Consider the following 18,391-nt stretch of genomic DNA (forward strand, 5'->3'; position numbering starts at 1 on the left):
TCCGATTGCTGCCCCGGTGTCCGGGGCAAAGTGATTACCACTGATAACTCACGAAAATTTTGCCGTTGCGTCCATCTTGTGGAATGCCCTGCGGCGACCAGTACGCTTTGTCAAAGGCGTTACCCAGCACCAGCGTGGTGGTCATGCCTTTCAGCGCCTGCTGCCCCTGGTAGCTGACATAGAAGTCGTTGACCGCATAGCCGGGCTGTTTAGTGTAGCTGTTGCTGATATGGGTTGAACGGTCGGCAAAGGTACCGAGCCAGCCAACTGAGAAACCGCTGTGCGCGACAGGCACGTTTAGCTTGCTGGTGACGGTGTCCGGGTTAATGCTGGAAATATATTCACCGGTGTCGGTGTCTTTGCCGCGCGTGCGGTTATAGGCCAGATCCAGGCTGAACAGATCGGTGGAATAAGTTGTCATCACGTCCCAGCCCCAGATTTTGGCGTTAGCAACGTTGTAGGACATCGTCGTTGCGGCGGCGAAATCGACGCGGGTGGAGATATAGTCTTTCGCTTTCGTGTCAAAATAGCTGGCTTTAAATTCAAGGGCATCGTTCGCCAGCAGCAAATCGTCAAAGCGCAGACCAAAACCATACTCCTGCGTTTCGTTGGTTTCCGGGCGCAGATTCGGATTAGGTACCCAGTAGTTGGTGTAGAAGCGACCGATGGAGAAGTGTTTCGCATCGTTGTACATTTCGCCCATGGTTGGCGCTCTGAAGGCCTGGGCGTAAGATCCAAATAGCATCAGCCAGTCGGTTGGGGTTACGGTCATTCCTGCGCGGGACGACCATTTATCGGCATCGACGTCCGCGTAACCGTCGCTGCTACCGCGGTAAGAGTCATAACGCGTGCCGCCCAGCAAGGTCACCGGCAGGTCACGCAGGGTGATTTCGTCCTGTAGCCAGCCGGAGCTGAAATCAATTTTCGCCTGTGGGAAACCGGTAGTGGCTCCCGCTGGTTTTTGCTCCTGACGATAGTACTCGCCGCCATATGTCAGCAGATGTGCGGCAAAGGTGTCGCTAAACAGGCGCGTACGGTTGTCAATCTTCCCACCTGTGGTGGTTTGCTTACGAAACTCGCCGGTGGCATCCGGGTTTTGTGCGTTAATGCGTGCTTCAGACCAGTAAATGCGCGCATCGGCATTCAGCCAGTCATTATCCGCCGGGGCTACCGAGTAGGAAAGTTGGGCATCGCGCTGGATCGTCGAACGGTCGGTCATTGGATTGCTGCTGTCCGCGTCACTGGCCTGCGGGTTTTTAGGTTCCCGTGCGTCGTTGTTGTAATAGCGCAGTGAGCCGGCCAACGTCTGGGCGTTGTCAATTTTCCAGCTGCCTTTCGCCAGCATATTATTAATCGCTTCGTTGTTCGGCGCGGTGGTGCCGTTACTCTGACGGAGGTCACCCCGGTCACGGCTGGACCAGGACAGCAGTCCGTCCAGCGTATCGGTGCGGCCATACGTGCTGGCACCCATCCCGAGGCTGTGATCCCCCGTGGCAGCGGTACCGAACACGCGATACCCGCTGTTTTTTCCCGCGCCCAGTAGATCGCTGGCATTCGCCGTCTCATAGGCAATGACGCCGCCCAGCGCGCCGCTGCCGTACAGCAGCGCGGACGGGCCGCGCACCACTTCAATACGCTTGATGAGGGCAGGATCGAGGAAGGTGCTGTTGAGGTGTCCGGTGTCAGTGCCTTGACGGACGCCGTCAACCAGTACCAGCACGCCGCGTCGGTCGTAGCCGCGCAGATTGACGTCCTGGCCGTTGGTGCGACCGGTGCCGTCAAGAGTCAGGCCGGGGACCCTGCGCAGCAGGTCTGCGGCGGAGCTGGCGGTTTGATTTTCCGGGGCCGTCGCGTCGATGACGCTGACCATCATCGGTGCTTCAAAGGCGCTGCGAGCATTGCCGGTCGCGGTAACGGTCATGTCTTCAACCGCCGCGTAGGCGGCGCCAGGAAGACTGCAGACGATCGCCAGCGCCAGCAGCGATGGGCGCATCCTCGCGGTGTGCAGGTAAGGCATAGCAACTCTCCATTAGAAACTCGAAAAGCGCTGGCTGCCTGGGGATAACCTGGGTGGCTGGCGAAATGTGTGGGGTTATTTCGTTAAAATTAGTTTTCCGGCATGGGTCTGGCGCAGCAGGTAATGCTGCCCGTCATGCTCAATGATCACACGTCCCTCATTGCCCAGCAGGCTTTTGCTGTCAATTCGACGCTCAGCGACGGGGGCAGGGGGTGGTGTCTTCTTTTTTGCAGGCGTTGCCGTTGTGTTATCCATACGTGACATAGTGTTTAAAAATAACAATCAATGTAACAATGATAATCATTATCATCAAAGTAAAAATTTGCGGCAAGCCTTTTTGTGAAAAAATTGTGACGAGAGCGATTTTTGAGCAAAAAAGAGGAAAAAACAGGAGGAAAACAAGGGATTGTCACCGGGTAACATATGCTACCCGGCGAAAAAGTTAGAAGCGGCTATCCACCGCAGCCGCGAGTTTTTCGACCAGCAGTTCGGTATCTTCCCAATTCAGGCAGGGATCGGTTATGGACTGACCGTAGACCAGCGGCTGACCGCTGACGATTTTTTGTGTCCCTTCGCGCAGGAAACTTTCTGCCATAATCCCGGCAATGGCCGTTGAGCCATTGCGAATTTGCTGACAGACGTCATCACACACTTCCAGCTGGCGGCGATGCTGCTTCTGGCAATTGCCGTGGCTGAAATCGACGACCAGATGCTCCGGCAGCGAAAATTCATGCAGCGTATCGCAGGCGGCGGCAATATCTTCTGCAAAGTAATTCGGCTTTTTACCACCGCGCATGATGATATGCCCGTACGGGTTGCCGCTGGTCTGATAGATGGTCATCTGACCGGTTTTATCCGGTGAGAGGAACATATGGCTGGCGCGGGAAGCGCGAATCGCATCGACGGCGATACGCGTATTACCATCCGTCCCGTTTTTAAACCCAACCGGGCAGGACAGCGCAGAGGCCATTTCACGGTGGATCTGGCTTTCGGTAGTACGTGCGCCGATAGCGCCCCAGCTGATCAGATCGGCAATAAACTGGCCGGTGACCATATCGAGGAATTCGGTGGCCGTAGGGACCCCCAGCTCGTTGACCTGTAGCAGGAGTTTACGCGCCAGCTCAATGCCGTGGTTAACGCGGTAGCTGCCGTTCAGGTCCGGGTCGGAAATTAAGCCTTTCCAGCCGACGACGGTGCGCGGTTTTTCAAAATAGGTCCGCATCACGATTTCCAGGCGTGCCTGGTGTTGGGTGCGCAGCGTCTGCAAGCGCGTGGCGTATTCCAGGGCCGCATCGAGGTCGTGAATCGAGCAGGGACCCACGATCACCAGCAAACGAGGATCTTCGCCATTCAGTATTTTTTCTATCCGGCGTCGGGAATCCGTCACGTGATGAGCGACAGAGGACGACACAGGATGCCGTTGCGCCAGCTCAGCGGGAGTGACCAGATTGTCAATACGCGCAGTACGGAGTTCATCAGTTCGGTTCATTACGTGTCTCAGAAATTTGTTGCTTCAACGGCAGGACTACCGGGAAGTGATGCGCATCACGATAAACCAATCCCTGCTGATTTCAAGTGCGAGGCGTGTCACACCTCGCAAGCCAAAGTTTATGCTAACAAAAAATGAACCATTGCACTAGCATTCTAGTACATACGACGATTTAGTCCCATAATATCGAGGATCTTGGTGGCAATTTCTTCTACCGAATAGTTGGTACTGTTGAGCCATGGGATCTTGTTTTTACGGTATAACGCTTCAACTTCGGCTACTTCCATGCGGCACTGACGCAGCGAGGCATAACGACTGTTTTCTCTACGCTCCTCGCGGATCGCCGTCAGACGTTCCGGATCAATGGTCAGACCAAAAAGTTTGTGTTGCAGCGGTTTTAGCGACGCGGGCAGTACCAGGTTATCCATATCATCGGCAATAAAGGGGTAGTTCGCCGCCCGAATGCCAAACTGCATCGCCAGATACAGGCTGGTTGGCGTTTTACCGCAGCGGGAGACGCCGAGCAAAATAACCTGCGCCTGATCGAGGTTGCGCAACGAAATACCGTCATCGTGGGCGAGGGCGTAATCAATGGCGGCAATGCGCGCGTCGTACTTATTGAGGTTGCCGGGATTCAGTCCGTGCGTGCGATGAGCGATTGGAGTCGGGTCGAGTTTCATCTCATGTTGCAGCGGTGCGACCAGCGCCTGGACGATATCCTGACAGAAGCCCTCGCTTTGCAAAATGATTGCGCGAATCTCCGGCAATACAATGGAGTAGAACACTAACGGGCGTACGCCCGTTTGCTGGTAAATGGCGTCAATCTGGTCTTTCACCGCGCGGGCGCGGCTCTCATTTTCAACAAACGGCAGCGTAATACTGCTGATCGTAACCGGAAATTGCGACATCACTGCGTGGCCCAATACCTCTGCGGTGATGGCCGTGCCATCAGAAATATAAAATACGTGACGATCAACAGCATTATCCATTTTGCTCATCCTGGGGGCAGATATAATTCTCTGAAAGCATAAATTAAAATGCGTCAGAAGCGAATATTGTTGTCGCCATTTTATAAAATGAAACGGTATTTTTATATTTACTGAAAAGTACATTTCATTTTTCGGAACGAATGTTTAGACCGACTGTTTTTGTGGTGATCCCGTGCCGCTCGCGGGTTTGCGCAAATGCGGAAACAATCTGAAAAAATAAAAAATAAAGTTGCTTGAACGATTCACCGTTTTTTTCGCCGCGGTAAATATGCAAAGATAATTACGCAAAATTGAGTTTCCTAACCTCGTTCATATATAAGGATTGTTCGATGTCCAACAATGGCTCGTCACCGCTGGTGCTTTGGTATAACCAACTCGGCATGAATGATGTAGACAGAGTTGGAGGCAAAAATGCCTCCCTGGGTGAAATGATTACTAACCTTTCAGGTATGGGTGTTTCCGTACCGAATGGTTTTGCAACGACCGCCGATGCGTTTAACCTGTTTCTGGAGCAAAGCGGTGTAAACCAGCGCATTTATGAACTGCTGGATAAAACGGATATCGACGATGTCACCGAGCTTGCCAAAGCCGGGGCGCAGATCCGCCAGTGGATTATCGACACTCCTTTCCAGCCTGAGCTGGAAAATGCCGTCCGTGATGCCTACGCGCAGCTTTCCGCGGACGATGCCCATGCCTCTTTTGCCGTGCGCTCCTCCGCCACCGCAGAAGATATGCCTGATGCTTCATTTGCCGGTCAGCAGGAAACGTTCCTCAACGTCCAGGGCTTTGATGCCGTGCTGGTGGCCATCAAGCACGTCTTTGCTTCGCTGTTTAACGACCGTGCAATTTCTTACCGTGTGCACCAGGGTTATGACCACCGCGGCGTAGCGCTTTCTGCTGGCGTTCAGCGGATGGTGCGATCCGACCTGGCCTCTTCGGGCGTCATGTTCTCTATCGACACAGAATCTGGCTTCGATCAGGTGGTGTTTATCACCTCCGCATGGGGCCTGGGCGAAATGGTGGTGCAGGGTGCCGTTAACCCGGATGAATTCTATGTGCACAAACCGACCCTGGCGGCTAACCGTCCGGCTATCGTACGTCGCACCATGGGTTCGAAAAAAATCCGCATGATCTACGCGCCGACCCAGGAACACGGCAAACAGGTGACGATCGAAGATGTGCCGCAGGAACAGCGCGATATTTTCTCACTGACGAACGAGGAAGTGCAGGAACTGGCGAAGCAGGCGGTGCAAATCGAGAAGCACTACGGTCGTCCGATGGACATCGAATGGGCGAAAGACGGTCACACCGGCAAGCTGTTTATTGTGCAGGCGCGTCCGGAAACCGTTCGTTCTCGCGGCCAGGTGATGGAGCGTTATACGCTGCATGCGCAGGGCAAAATCATTGCTGAAGGCCGTGCTATCGGCCATCGCATCGGTGCGGGTCCGGTAAAAGTCATTCATGACATCAGCGAAATGAACCGCATTGAACCTGGTGACGTGCTGGTTACTGACATGACCGACCCGGACTGGGAACCGATCATGAAAAAAGCGGCGGCGATTGTCACCAACCGTGGTGGTCGTACCTGTCACGCGGCAATCATCGCCCGTGAACTGGGGATCCCGGCGGTAGTAGGCTGTGGTGATGCAACCGATCGCATCACCGAAGGCGAGAATGTGACCGTCTCCTGTGCCGAAGGTGACACCGGCTACGTGTATGCCGATATGCTCGACTTTAGCGTTAAGAGTTCCAGCGTCGAAACGATGCCGGACCTGCCGTTGAAGGTGATGATGAACGTCGGTAACCCGGACCGTGCATTCGACTTCGCTTGCCTGCCAAACGAAGGTGTTGGGCTGGCGCGTCTGGAATTTATCATCAACCGCATGATTGGCGTGCATCCTCGCGCGCTGCTGGAATTTGATGACCAGACGCCGGAACTGCAAAACGAAATCCGCGGAATGATGAAAGGTTTTGATTCGCCGCGTGAATTCTACGTCGGTCGTCTGACCGAAGGGATCGCGACGCTGGGTGCGGCGTTCTATCCAAAACGCGTCATTGTGCGGATGTCAGACTTTAAGTCCAACGAGTATGCCAACCTTGTCGGCGGCGAGCGTTACGAGCCGCATGAAGAAAACCCGATGCTGGGCTTCCGCGGGGCAGGCCGTTACGTGGCAGACAGCTTCCGCGACTGCTTCGCACTCGAATGTGACGCGGTGAAACGTGTGCGCAATGAGATGGGACTGACTAACGTTGAAGTGATGGTGCCGTTTGTGCGTACCGTGGCGCAGGCCAAGGCAGTGGTGGAAGAGCTGGCTCGTCAGGGTCTGAAGCGCGGTGAAAACGGGCTGAAGATCATCATGATGTGTGAGATCCCATCCAACGCCTTGTTGGCTGAGCAGTTCCTTGAGTACTTCGACGGTTTCTCTATCGGCTCGAACGACATGACGCAGCTGGCGCTGGGTCTGGACCGTGATTCCGGCGTGGTGTCTGAACTGTTTGATGAGCGTAACGACGCGGTGAAAGCGCTGCTGTCGATGGCGATTCGCGCGGCCAAGAAACAGGGTAAATACGTGGGTATTTGCGGTCAGGGCCCCTCTGACCACGAAGACTTCGCTGCCTGGCTGATGGAAGAGGGGATCGACAGTCTGTCGCTGAACCCGGACACCGTCGTACAGACCTGGCTGAGCCTGGCGGAACTGAACAAGTAATACCCTGCCGGAAGGCGGCTTAAATGCCCTATCGGCCTACGGTCAGCATTATTCGTAGGCCGGATAAGGCGCGAGAGCGTCGCCATCCGGCATTCATACCTTGCTCAGGCGCTGAATAATATCCTGACGAAGTTGATACTTCTGAATTTTACCGGCGGCGGTGCGCGGTAATTTATCGACAATCACCAGATGTTCTGGATATTTGTATTTTGCTACCCGCTTGCGGCTAAAGAAGGCCACCACCGATTCCAGCGACAGCGAGTGATGTGGCGGTTTAAGCACCACGTAAGCGCACGACCTTTCCCCTAAACGCTCGTCCGGCATTGCCACCACGCAGGCATCGTGAATACGCGGATGCTGCAATAAAATGTCCTCAATCTCACGGCTGCTGATATTTTCGCCACCGCGCACGATAATATCTTTCTTACGTCCGGTAATCTTAATGTAGCCCGCCTCGTCCATGCGGCATAAGTCACCGCTGTAGTACCAGCCGTCTTGATCCAGTGCTCTGGCAGTCATTTCGGGTTCATCAAGGTAGCCCATAAACACGTTCGGCCCGCGCGAGGCTTCTTCGCCCTCCACGCCAGGTGGCAGCGTATTACGTGCCTCGTCAACCACTTTAATTTCAACGCCCGCAGCGGCGTAGCCGTCGGTATTCATCATGTGGGAAAGCGAATCATCGAGATTCACCACCGCATGCGGTGAGCTTTCGGTCGAGCCGTAAACACTTAACAACTTAATGCCGCGCTGCTGACACTCGCGGGCAATTTTCTGCGGAATGGTGGTGCCCCCGCATAAGAAAAAGCGTAACGATGAGAGGTCGTAAGGCCGTTTTTCCACGCAGCACAGCATGTCATAGACGAAGGGCGTGGCGCCGAGGACGCAGGTACAGCGCTGTTGCTCCAGCAGTTCAAGACAGGCTGTTGGGGTAAAAATATCCAGCAGCACGCTGCGTGCGCCGATTAAAAAGGGGGCCGTGACGCCGTGCAGAAAACCGGTGGCGTGCCCCAGCGGTGCAGGCATTAAAAAAACATCCTGCCAGTTGAGGTTAAGGCGGGCGCAGTAGGCGCGTTCGCTGGCGAGAATGTTGTTATGGGTCAGCATTACTCCTTTTGGCATACCCTCTGTGCCGGAAGTGAACAGCACGGCGGCTAACGCGTCGGCGTGCACGCTAACGGTGTGGGTTAACGGGGGGGAGGTCAGAAGCTGGCTTAGCGCCAGCGAAGCAGTTGCCGGGGCCAGTTTATCCACGGCGATAATTTGTTGCAGGTGCGGCAACTGATTCTGTAAGGGCAGGATCAGATCCACCGGGCGAGTCTGTTTAAACAGGGTTGGTGCAAAGAAGAGCTTCGCCTTGCATTTGTTTAGTACCCATACCAGCTCTGCTTCGCGCCAGGCAGGCAGTAGCGGTACGGAAACGGCGCCGGTTTTCAGGCAAGCCAGATAAATCACGGTAAATTCACACCAGCCCGGCAACTGGAAGGCCACCCGATCGCCGGGTTGAATGCCGCTGGCTAAAAACCAGGTGGCCAGGCTGCTGGCGGCGCGGTCGAGTGCGGCGTAGGTGTATGCATCGCCGTGATTATCGACCACGGCAATTTTATCCGGTACGGCCCGGGCGGTCTGGCTCCAGTAATCGCCCAGTGAGGCATCACCCCACAGTCCTTGCTGTCGCCAGGCATGACGACGCTCGGCGTTAAACGTTAATCTGACACTCATTGCTTTGTCCCTGGATGATTGCGGCATACGTCTTGCCGGACGGCGACTGGGCCTTATCCGGCCTGCACTGGCAATATCCGTTATCCATAACGAAAATCGATGCCAAAAGTGCCGAGCGGGTACGTCCATTGTTCAAGTATTGTTTCGCCGCACAGCACCCGACAGGTTCCGCACTCCAGACATCCGGCGGAATCAAAATGGATATTTCCGGCCTCGTCCTGCTTGTACAGTCCGGCGGGGCAGGCATAGAGCAGTTTGCGAAACTCGTTCAGATCCGGGTGGGTGGCCAGAATAATGTGCGGATGTCCTTCATCAACGTTGAATTTATTGACGCCCAGCTTGACGTCAACGTTCACGGTGTTGTCCTGGTTCATAACGCGGTCGCTCCCTTAATGCCGTCTTTCAGTAAGTTCATTAACCCAATGCGTTTTACATGGGGCATGATCCTTTTGCGCATTGGGGGTGTCGGACGTCCGTCAACGGTGAATATTTCGCTCATAATATCCGCCACCATGCGCGGGTACTGGGTGAACAGACGTGGGTTTTCCATCAGTGCCGGGATCTTGCGAAAATGCTGTAACTCATGCATGACGCAACCCTGCTCGAGGGAGCGCTTGTATTCCATCAAGCTGTTGGCGGAGAAATCCTGGCGTTCTTTCGCCGCGATAGCCGTTTTCGCCGCCGCCTCTGCGGAGGCAATGGCCAAATCCATGCCACGGATCGTATACCCCAGATTTAGGCAGAAGCCGGCGGCATCGCCGACGATCATCACACCGTCATCGACCAGTTTAGGCACCATTGCCAGGCCGCCTTCTGGCACCATATGCGCCGAATATTCCAGCAGTTCACCCCCGGCAATCAGCGGACGAATGGTTGGATGCTGCTTAAAGTCTTCCAGCATTTGTGGAACGCTCTTCGTTGCGTGGGCGATATCGCCCAGCCCACAAACCAGGCCCAGAGAAATTGAATCCTGATTGGTGTACAGAAAACCACCGCCCATCAAGCCGTTTGACGGGGAACCGGCAAACAGCCAGGCCGCGCCGTCGTTGCCCGAAAGATTGAAACGGTCTGCAATGACCGCGGGCGGCAAGCCAATCAACTCTTTAACGCCGACGGCATAGTGGTGTGCTGAAGCGGGCGGGACCATGCCGAGCGAGCGACCGAGTAGGGAGTTGACGCCGTCAGCGAGGATGACGATGTTAGCCTCCAGAACATCGTCACCGGCCTGAACGCCCGTGACCTTATTACCTTCGCGGAGTAATGCATCGACGCGTACGCCTGGAATAAACTGCGCGCCAGCCTGTTCGGCTTTATCCATTAGCCACGGGTCAAAACGGCTGCGTAAAACCGTGTACGAATCCTGCGTTGCGGCCGTGTTTTTTTCACCATGAAAATCGAGCGTGACGGCGCTTTCTTCGGTTAGAAAGGAGATTTTTTCGCGCGTCACTTTGCGTTCGACAGGCGCTTCCTCGGCAAATCCTGGCATGATGCTTTCAAGGCTGTGTGCATAGAGACGCCCGCCGGTCATGTTCTTACTGCCTGCACTGTTTCCGCGCTCGATGACCAGTACGTCCAGTCCGGCTTTTGCCATTACGTAGCCAGCGACCGCTCCCGCCACGCCTGCACCAACCACAATGGCATCAAATTTTTCATCTGACATGCTTATGCTCCCTTCCCGCCGCGAGCGCAGCGGGAGATGTGGATTAAATGAGGGGGGGTTAGCGGCTTAACTGTTCGATCAGGGCCGGCACAACTTTGTAGATATCGCCCACCAGGCCGTAATCGGCATAATTAAAGATCGGCGCTTTTTTATCTTTGTTGATGGCGACGATGACTTTTGCACCATTACCGCCGACCATATGCTGGATTTGTCCGGAGATGCCCAGCGTCAGGTACAGGTCAGATTTCAGCAACACGCCGGAAACGCCAATGTAGCGTTCGCGCTCCATCCAGTTTTCGCCTTCAGCAATCGGACGGGAACAACCGACCTCTGCGCCCAGCACGGCCGCCAGTTTATGTACCATCTCCAGATCGGCTTGTGCCACCAGACCGCGGCCGACGCCCACCACGCGTTTGGCTTTGCTAAGATCCACGCTGCTCAGGGGTTTGGCGCGACGCTCCTGACACATAATTTCATGGCGAGGGGGGATGTACGGCGCAGCGGTAACAGGGCAGGTGTGTGCCGGGTTGGCCTCGCTCGACTCCAGTACGCCGGATGCAAGCGTGATTATGGCCAGCGCGCTATTGAGTTTTTCTTTACCGAATGCCAGACCGCCATACATGCGGTGTTCAACGAACAGTGCGCCAGCATCAAGACTTACCGAGGTGGCGTCATTCACCATCGCCGCATTGAGTTGAATGCTCAGACGCGCGCCAAGGGATTTCGCGCGCTTGGTGGCGGGCATCAGCAGTAAACCGTTGTGATCTTGCAGCAGCGAAGTGAAGGTTTCGGCATAGTTTTCAATGCGCTGTAAGCCGGAAGATTGCTCAAGCACGATAATGCTATCGGCCCCCAGCGGCAGAACCTGATTTGCCTGCTCGCTACCTTGCACAATGATATGGACCTGTTCACCCCATTGACGCGCGCCGGTCATTAATTCTGCGTAGCGTTCAGCGTTATCGCTAAATACCCAGACGTTGGCTAATTTACTCATAATGTTTTCTCTCCGTTGGGCTTAATTCAGGGCTTTTTTCAGGTGGTCGGCCAGTTCAGCAATGGCGTCCGCTGAATCATTTTCCAGAATGATGCGTTTACGCTCGGTTTGTGGCGGAACCGTTATTGCCACCAGTTCCGCTAACGGCGGCACAGGCGTCCAGCCAATATCGCTGGCCTGCCAGGGGGTGACGGCTTTTTTCCCGGCGCCAAGAATGGCTTTCATTGACGGAATGCGCGGCGTGTTGATATCTGACGTGACGCAAAGCACGGCGGGGAGCGGGAGTTCAAGCACTTCGATCTCGTTCTCAAGCGTGCGCTCGACCAGAATCCGCTCACCGTGACGTTCAATCTTGCTCACCGCGTTGACGACGGGCAACTGCAGGAGTTCGCCTACCAGCAAGCCCACCTGCTGTGCATAGATATCGCCCGACCCTTCGCCGAATAACATCAGGTCACATTCGATTTTTGTTGCGGCGCAGGCCAGCGCCTGGGCGGTATCTCTGGGCAGTGCATGTTCCAGTTGCGCATCCTGGACCATAAACAGGCTGTCCGGCCCGCGGGACAAGACGTCTTTACGCACTTTGGAGTTTTGCAACAGCGAGCCGCCAACCGTTAAGGCGACGATCTCGTCACTTTCTGCAGCCAGTTGCGCTGCGGCTTCGATGGCGTTTAAGTCAAATTGGCTGATTTTGGCTTCGGCTCTGTCGAAATTAAGCGAACGCTCAGGGGTAACGACAATGTCCTGTTCTTCAGGGACCAACTTAAAGCAGGTGACTATTTTCATGGCATCTCCGGTGAATCATGTTCAGATGATGACGGGGAGCGTCATTATCGGCAGTAGGGAAAGTTGACTGAAATTAGTGTGCGGCAGGTGAGGGGCATTTTCGACGGGACAATCTGTTTTCGTTTCCAACAATCTTGCAAAAAAAAGTGTCGACCGGACGCTTTACTGATAAGCGCTGATTAAATGTCATGGGGGGCGGCAATAAACAGAAAAAACGCGCAGGATGTGAAAATTGCGAAATGCATCATGTTTTTAATCAACATATGATTATTTATGTTTCTGTTATGTGAATAGTTGACGGCTAAATAATAACATTTGCGATTTTTATTAATTTTAAAATGTGAATAAACTGTGCGGATAATGCCTGTTGACTATGCGTACCATCTTGCAGGAGGCCCCAATAATTTTGTTTCTTCAGGGTGAAATAACGTTGTATAACATGCTCAGTCCCTTTATTTCATCGCTATTATTCATCCAAAATTATCCGGTCTTAAGGTGGAGGTTGTCATGTATCAACGATGTTTTGATAATGCCATGGAAACCCTTTTTGAGCAGGGGAAAACCCCTGTGTTTTCACGCTTCGTCATCAGCGACGATCCGAACTGGGAGTCAGGCCACCATGTCCATGACAATGAAACCGAGCTCATTTATGTCAAAAAAGGTGTCGCCAGGTTCATTATCGACTCGTCACTGTATGTTGCCCACGCCGGCGATATTGTGGTGATAGAGCAAGGCAGGCTGCATGCGGTCGCGTCTGACAGCAGCGCACCGGCTACCACCTACACTTGCGCACTGGCAGGATTCCGCTTTAACGGCTGGCAGGATAACCAACTGCTGCAGGCGCATTCGTGCCCGGTTATCAGCGTCGGACAGGGAAAGGAGGTGATTAAAAGTATTTTTAATGAACTGAGTATTATGCTGCCACGAAGCAAAAATAACCCGACCTCGACGGCTTACGCAGCTTTCGCCTATGCATTAACCGTGCTGTATTATGAAAATTTCAAAAATGCGTACCGTTCGGAGCAGGGATATATTAAAAAAGATATCTTAATTAAAGATGTGCTGGTGTATTTAAATAACAACTTTCGGGAAAAAATTACACTTGAACAGTTGTCAAAAAAATTTCGCGCCAGCGTTAGTTACATTTGTCATGAATTTACTAAAGAGTATCGGATCTCACCGATTAATTATGTTATTCAGCGGCGAATGACGGAGGCTAAATTTTCTCTGACCAATACCGAATCATCACTGGCAGAAATTTCGTGGCGAGTGGGATATGAAAATGTCGATCACTTTGCCAAACTCTTTCAGCGCCACGTAGGCTGCTCGCCCAGCGAGTATCGCAAGCAATTTAAAAACAATCTGCTTGAGCAGGAATGCCTGATGCCGGAGATCTAATTAGCGGTTTTCTGCGTGCCCGGTAAGTTTGACGCCTACCGGGCCATTAACGCTTACTTGTTCTGGTAATCTTTCAGGATCTGACGGCCCGCAACGTAAATCATGATTTCATCCGTGCCGCCGCCAATGCGCTCACAGCGTACGTCGCGCCAGAAGCGGGACACGCGAGCCTCATCGGTATACCCCAGTCCTCCCATAATTTGAATCGCGTCGTCAATCACTTCCATCGCCGTACGGGCGCAGTACAGTTTTGCCAGCGCAGCGCTGGTCCTCAGTGATTGCTTCTGATCGGCCTGCCAGGCGACCTTCAACACCATATTGCGCATGTTTTCGATTTTAACCGCCATTAACGCCAGTTTTTCCTGGATCATCTGGTTGTGGCCGATCGGCTTGCCGAAGGCAATTCGTTGATTAGCATAACGCGCGGCATCTTCGAAGGCACACTCGGCAAAGCCGGTACTGCGTGCGGCGTTGATCAGCCGCTCCATTTCGAAGTTGTACATTACGTTAAGGAAGCCCATGCCTTCTTCGCCAACCCTATCGCTTTCGTCAACTTCAACGTCGTCGAGGTAGACTTCGCAGGTGCTTAACATGTGCCAGCCGATCTTGTGCAACGGGTTCACCTTAATACCCGGTTTACTGGAATCGACCCACCACAGCGTAAAGGCTTTCTTCGGATCTTTTGGCTCCGGGTCGCGGGCCAGTACCAGCATGTACGGGTACTCTTTAGCACCGGTAATGAACGTTTTTTGCCCGTTGAGATACACTTTGCCGTTTTTTCGCGTGTAGCTGGTGGTGGCACTGTTGTTGTCAGATCCGGCACCCGGTTCGGTTAACGCCAGCGCATATGCGGGATCACCGGTTTCCATGGTGCTTTCCGCCGTTTTGCGTAACTGCTCGGCGGAACCAAAACGGAGCATGCTGTGAATACACTGCCCGTTAGTGATTAAAAATGCCGGAGCGCCGCATTTTGACACTTCCATCAGCGCCAGCATCTGGGTGACATAATCTGCCGGTATGCCGCCGAACTCTTCCGGCACGCCCAGCATCGAAATACCGTTATCCGCAAGGGCGCGCATAAACTCTTTTGGGTAGGTGGCGGTCTGATCGCAGGTGCGGAAATATTCTTCCGGAAAATGGCTGGTGATCAGTTCGCGAATGCTGGCAAGCAGCAGCTCTTGTTCTTCAGTTAACGAAAAGTCCATTAGGGTACTCCTTTTAATTGGCTGCGTCGGGCAAGACAAAACCCATGGGGGTATTGATAAATAATCTTTCGTCCATCAGTTTTAACTCAGGGGAAATAACCGGGGCGAAATCCATTTTGTCCAGAATATCGTTTTGCAAAGAAACGCCGGGGGCAATTTCTACCAAATGGAGACCATCCTCTTTTAAGGTAAAGACGGCACGTTCGGTGATGTAACGCACCTCTAATCCGCGTTCGAGAGCAATTTTTCCACTGAAGGTTATTTCAGGTAATTCACTGACGAATTTTTTCACCCGACCTTCCTGGACAATATTCAGCTTGCCGTCGGCGACGTCTGTTTTCAGACTTCCGGCAGTGAGTGTGCCGCAGAAAATAATTTTCTTGGAAGTGGCGCTAATATCGATAAATCCACCGGTGCCCATAATCTTGCCATTGAATTTATGTACGCCGACGTTGCCGTGGCTGTCCACTTCAGCAAAACTCAAATAGCACACATCCAGACCGCCGCCGTGGTAGAAATCGAACTGGGTGGTCATATCCATAATGGCACGGGTGTTAACGTTGGCACCGAAGGCAATGCCTTGCGAGGTTATCCCTCCCACTGGGCCGGTTTCGACCGTCAGAATAAAGTCGTCGGCGCAGCCTTCTTCACGAGCAACCAGACCAATACCGTCAGCGATACCGACCCCAACGTTACCCACCGCGCCTTTGCGCATTTCGAACAGGGCGCGCCTGGCCACCAGTTTGCGCTGGTTGAGCGGCAGGGCGATTTGCTGGCTGTCATCAAGGACAAAGTCGCCGGAAATAAAACGGTTAACCGGTGCCCCGCCGTACAGTTGGGTCTGATCAGGGTCAACCACCACGATGTCCACCAGATAGCCCGGGATCCGCACCGCTTTGGGGTGTAAGGTGGCTTTCTTGACCATTTTTTGTACCTGCATCATGACGATGCCGCCGTGGTTATGCACGGCCTGGGCAATCACCAGCGCATCGAGGTACATCACCTCATCCTCAAACGTGGCGTAGCCTTCGCTGTCACAGGTGGTAGCGCGAATGAAGGCGATGGTGGGCGCGATGGCCTTGTAGTAGAGGTACTCCTTGTTGTCTATCTCCACCAGTTTGATCAGATCGTCGGTGGTTACGTCATTGAGCTTGCCGCCCTGCTGGCGGGGGTCAACAAACGTGCCGATCCCAATATCACTCAGAATACCCGGCTGGTGGGCTGCGGCTGCACGCAACGTTTGCGTCAATACGCCCTGAGGATAGTTATAGGCGGCGATTTTATTTTGTTCAGCTAAATCGGAAATGCGCGGTGATTGCCCCCAATGTCCGCATAGCGCCCATTTGACCAATCCTTCTTGTGCCAACGGGCTAATACCCCGGTCGGCGCGATCGCCCAATCCCGTCGGACTAATTAGCGATAAATTACGCGGAGTTTGGCAGGTTTTATATTTTTCGGCCAGTGCGCTAATTAATGTGGTGGCCTCCAGAATACCGCCGCCGGCGCCTAATACGCAGAGCGTGGCTTCATCAGGAATATAATCAACTGCATCCGCTGCCGATAATACCGGCACCCGACCGTTAATACGTTCAGGTCTGTTAAGTTTCATATAAACTCCAGGTTACAGGCGTGAGGCTGCCTATCGTTTTATTCGATAAAAGAAATTTATTTATTTTAAAAATAACTAACCGTCTGCCCGATATTCAAAATAATATGAATAACAGGGCAGGGGGGGTATTTAAAACAGTATAGAAATATTCTGTTATTAAGCCTGATGTAAAATGGTCAGTACGCTGCGCAAATCGGAAACCGAGATCTGCCCGGGCGCTGAGGCTTTTTTCACCGCACCAAAGGTCGCCGCAGAACCAAAAACTTCACCCGCCAGTCGCGAAATTACGCCGGTTTTGGCCATCGACATAGTAATGATTGGGCGGTCGGCGTAGTGCTCCTGCATCTCAAGCGTAGCGCTAAGCAGCGTCAGGACATCTGTCTTGTTTTGTGGCATCAGCGCAATTTTCGGGATATCTGCGCCCAGCTCCTGCATTTTACGCAGCCGCTGGATAATCTCTTCTGCCGCCGGTGTTTTGTGGAAATCATGATTCGACATAATCACCAAGACCTGCTTCGCGTGCGCATGCTCGACGGTGGCTTTGACCTGTTCATCGCCGGTGAACAGCTCCAGATCGATCATATCCACCAGCCCGCTATCCACCGCCGCACGGTTAAGCGCAATATAGTCTGCAACAGACAGCGCCTGTTCACCGCCTTCTTTGGCGCTGCGGAAGGTGAAAAGTAGCGGCTTATCGCTCATCACGTCGCGGATCGTGCGGGCCGCTTCCAGCACCGCGTCAATGGAAGAGATATCGGCAAAGTGGTCAACACGCCATTCCAGGATGTCGAAGTCCGCGTCGCGGTAGGCCAGCGCTTCGGTTTTTACCGTGGCGATGTCTTTACCCATTAACGAAACAATGATCTTCGGCGCACCCTCGCCAATCACGAGGTTTCTTACGGTTACGGTTTTCATTGATTACCCTTTAAAAATTCACAGATTGTTGCCCGTCAGGCGGCAAACCCCATAACCTGCTTAACGTATTCCAGCGGGAAATCTTTCCCGGTCCACAATTTGAACTGCTCAGCACCTTGCCATAACAACATGCCGTAACCATCAATGGTTTTGCAACCAGCACGCTGCGCCTGCTGCAGTAACTTGGTCATATGCGGATTGTAGACGCATTCGGTTACCAGCAGATCCGGGCGTAACAGCGATTCATCGCTAACAATGGATTCGTTTTCAAGTGGTTTCATGCCGACTTTTGTGCCGTTGGTCAAAATGTCTGCACTGGCCAGAGCCTCGGCGAACGCCTGTTGGTCGGCCAGATCGATAACGGTCACCACACAGTCGGTGTTTTCATTCACGCGTTTGGCGAACTCAAGCGCCTTGCTAAAGAAATCATCCTGACGGTTAAACAGTTTAATCTCTTTAATGCCCTCAATGGCGGCCTGTGCGCCGATCGCGGTCGATGCACCGCCCGCGCCCAACAGTACCATGGTTTTGCCTTTTATATCGAAGCCGCTTTCCTTAATGGCGCGAATATGGCCGGTGCCGTCGGTGTTGTAGCCACGAAGATAGCCATTGTCATTGACGATGGTATTGATGGCACCGACCAGTTTAGCGGCCGGGGTTAATTCATCGACATATTCGCACGCCAGCTGTTTATTGGGCATCGAGACGCCGGTACCGCGCATCTTTAACGCTTTCAACCCTTCAATGGCACCTGCAAAGGTTGTGTTATCGACTTCAAATGCCATATAGGTAAACGGCAGTCCGGCTTTTTCCAGCGCCTTATTTTGCATTTCTGGCGACAGGCTGTGTCTGATGGGGTAGGCCATCAGGCCAATCAGTTCATATTTTGCAGTAACATCCAT

General features: G+C 53.4%; 15 protein-coding genes. 2 read left to right on the forward strand and 13 right to left on the reverse strand.

Going from position 1 to position 18,391, the window contains the following annotated elements:
- Nucleotides 1-34: 34 nt before the first annotated feature.
- From FCH32_RS14080 to ppsR, 4 genes are all read right to left on the reverse strand, one after another.
- Nucleotides 35-2,017 (reverse strand): TonB-dependent hemoglobin/transferrin/lactoferrin family receptor, encoded by a 1,983-nt coding sequence (locus FCH32_RS14080; RefSeq protein ID WP_174361062.1) that lies wholly within the window; start codon nucleotides 2,015-2,017, stop codon nucleotides 35-37.
- A 75-nt stretch (nucleotides 2,018-2,092) separates the two neighbouring features.
- On the reverse strand, nucleotides 2,093-2,281 hold the full coding sequence (hemP, locus tag FCH32_RS14085; protein ID WP_096757240.1) for a hemin uptake protein HemP: 189 nt from the start codon (nucleotides 2,279-2,281) through the stop codon (nucleotides 2,093-2,095).
- 178 nt (nucleotides 2,282-2,459) lie between these two features.
- Complete coding sequence (gene aroH, locus FCH32_RS14090; RefSeq protein WP_096757239.1) at nucleotides 2,460-3,506, reverse strand: 3-deoxy-7-phosphoheptulonate synthase AroH; 1,047 nt, start codon at nucleotides 3,504-3,506, stop codon at nucleotides 2,460-2,462.
- Between the two features lie 155 nt (nucleotides 3,507-3,661).
- Nucleotides 3,662-4,495, reverse strand: a complete 834-nt coding sequence (ppsR, locus tag FCH32_RS14095; RefSeq protein ID WP_096757238.1) for a posphoenolpyruvate synthetase regulatory kinase/phosphorylase PpsR — start codon at nucleotides 4,493-4,495, stop codon at nucleotides 3,662-3,664.
- Between the two features lie 329 nt (nucleotides 4,496-4,824).
- Here ppsR and ppsA point away from each other — a divergent pair, with 329 nt between their 5' ends.
- Nucleotides 4,825-7,203, forward strand: coding sequence for a phosphoenolpyruvate synthase (ppsA, locus tag FCH32_RS14100; protein WP_117343008.1), 2,379 nt, complete (start codon nucleotides 4,825-4,827; stop codon nucleotides 7,201-7,203).
- A 93-nt stretch (nucleotides 7,204-7,296) separates the two neighbouring features.
- On the opposite strand, the gene fadK is transcribed toward ppsA, so the two are convergent.
- The 5 genes from fadK to FCH32_RS14125 all read right to left on the reverse strand — a co-directional run bounded on the left by fadK (nucleotide 7,297) and on the right by FCH32_RS14125 (nucleotide 12,362).
- Nucleotides 7,297-8,922 carry a medium-chain fatty-acid--CoA ligase gene (gene fadK / locus FCH32_RS14105; protein WP_174361063.1) on the reverse strand — a complete coding sequence of 542 codons (1,626 nt, stop codon included), beginning with the start codon at nucleotides 8,920-8,922 and terminating at the stop codon, nucleotides 7,297-7,299.
- Between the two features lie 80 nt (nucleotides 8,923-9,002).
- Complete coding sequence (locus FCH32_RS14110) at nucleotides 9,003-9,296, reverse strand: ferredoxin family protein (RefSeq protein ID WP_096757235.1); 294 nt, start codon at nucleotides 9,294-9,296, stop codon at nucleotides 9,003-9,005.
- Entirely contained in the window at nucleotides 9,293-10,582 is a 1,290-nt protein-coding gene (locus FCH32_RS14115; protein WP_135912134.1) for an FAD-dependent oxidoreductase, read from the reverse strand. Before FCH32_RS14115 ends, FCH32_RS14110 begins: the two co-directional genes overlap by 4 nt.
- Nucleotides 10,583-10,640: 58 nt before the next feature.
- Nucleotides 10,641-11,576 carry an electron transfer flavoprotein subunit alpha gene (locus FCH32_RS14120; protein ID WP_117343011.1) on the reverse strand — a complete coding sequence of 312 codons (936 nt, stop codon included), beginning with the start codon at nucleotides 11,574-11,576 and terminating at the stop codon, nucleotides 10,641-10,643.
- A gap of 21 nt (nucleotides 11,577-11,597) precedes the next feature.
- A complete protein-coding gene (locus FCH32_RS14125) occupies nucleotides 11,598-12,362 on the reverse strand; it encodes an electron transfer flavoprotein (RefSeq protein WP_117343012.1) in 765 nt (254 codons plus the stop codon).
- A gap of 507 nt (nucleotides 12,363-12,869) precedes the next feature.
- On the opposite strand from FCH32_RS14125, the gene FCH32_RS14130 reads away from it, so the two are divergent.
- Nucleotides 12,870-13,760 carry an AraC family transcriptional regulator gene (locus FCH32_RS14130; RefSeq protein WP_115258644.1) on the forward strand — a complete coding sequence of 297 codons (891 nt, stop codon included), beginning with the start codon at nucleotides 12,870-12,872 and terminating at the stop codon, nucleotides 13,758-13,760.
- Nucleotides 13,761-13,813: 53 nt separating this feature from the next.
- On the opposite strand, the gene FCH32_RS14135 is transcribed toward FCH32_RS14130, so the two are convergent.
- The 4 genes from FCH32_RS14135 to ydiB all read right to left on the reverse strand — a co-directional run bounded on the left by FCH32_RS14135 (nucleotide 13,814) and on the right by ydiB (nucleotide 18,391).
- Nucleotides 13,814-14,965: an acyl-CoA dehydrogenase gene (locus tag FCH32_RS14135; protein WP_115258643.1), complete on the reverse strand. Its 1,152-nt coding sequence runs from the start codon at nucleotides 14,963-14,965 to the stop codon at nucleotides 13,814-13,816.
- Between the two features lie 13 nt (nucleotides 14,966-14,978).
- Nucleotides 14,979-16,574 carry an acyl CoA:acetate/3-ketoacid CoA transferase gene (locus FCH32_RS14140; RefSeq protein ID WP_115258642.1) on the reverse strand — a complete coding sequence of 532 codons (1,596 nt, stop codon included), beginning with the start codon at nucleotides 16,572-16,574 and terminating at the stop codon, nucleotides 14,979-14,981.
- Between the two features lie 156 nt (nucleotides 16,575-16,730).
- On the reverse strand, nucleotides 16,731-17,489 hold the full coding sequence (gene aroD, locus FCH32_RS14145; protein ID WP_135912131.1) for a type I 3-dehydroquinate dehydratase: 759 nt from the start codon (nucleotides 17,487-17,489) through the stop codon (nucleotides 16,731-16,733).
- A 35-nt stretch (nucleotides 17,490-17,524) separates the two neighbouring features.
- Entirely contained in the window at nucleotides 17,525-18,391 is an 867-nt protein-coding gene (gene ydiB, locus FCH32_RS14150) for a quinate/shikimate dehydrogenase (RefSeq protein WP_115258641.1), read from the reverse strand.

It is taken from the genome of Citrobacter gillenii, from assembly GCF_013337685.1.
Classification (GTDB): domain Bacteria; phylum Pseudomonadota; class Gammaproteobacteria; order Enterobacterales; family Enterobacteriaceae; genus Citrobacter; species Citrobacter gillenii.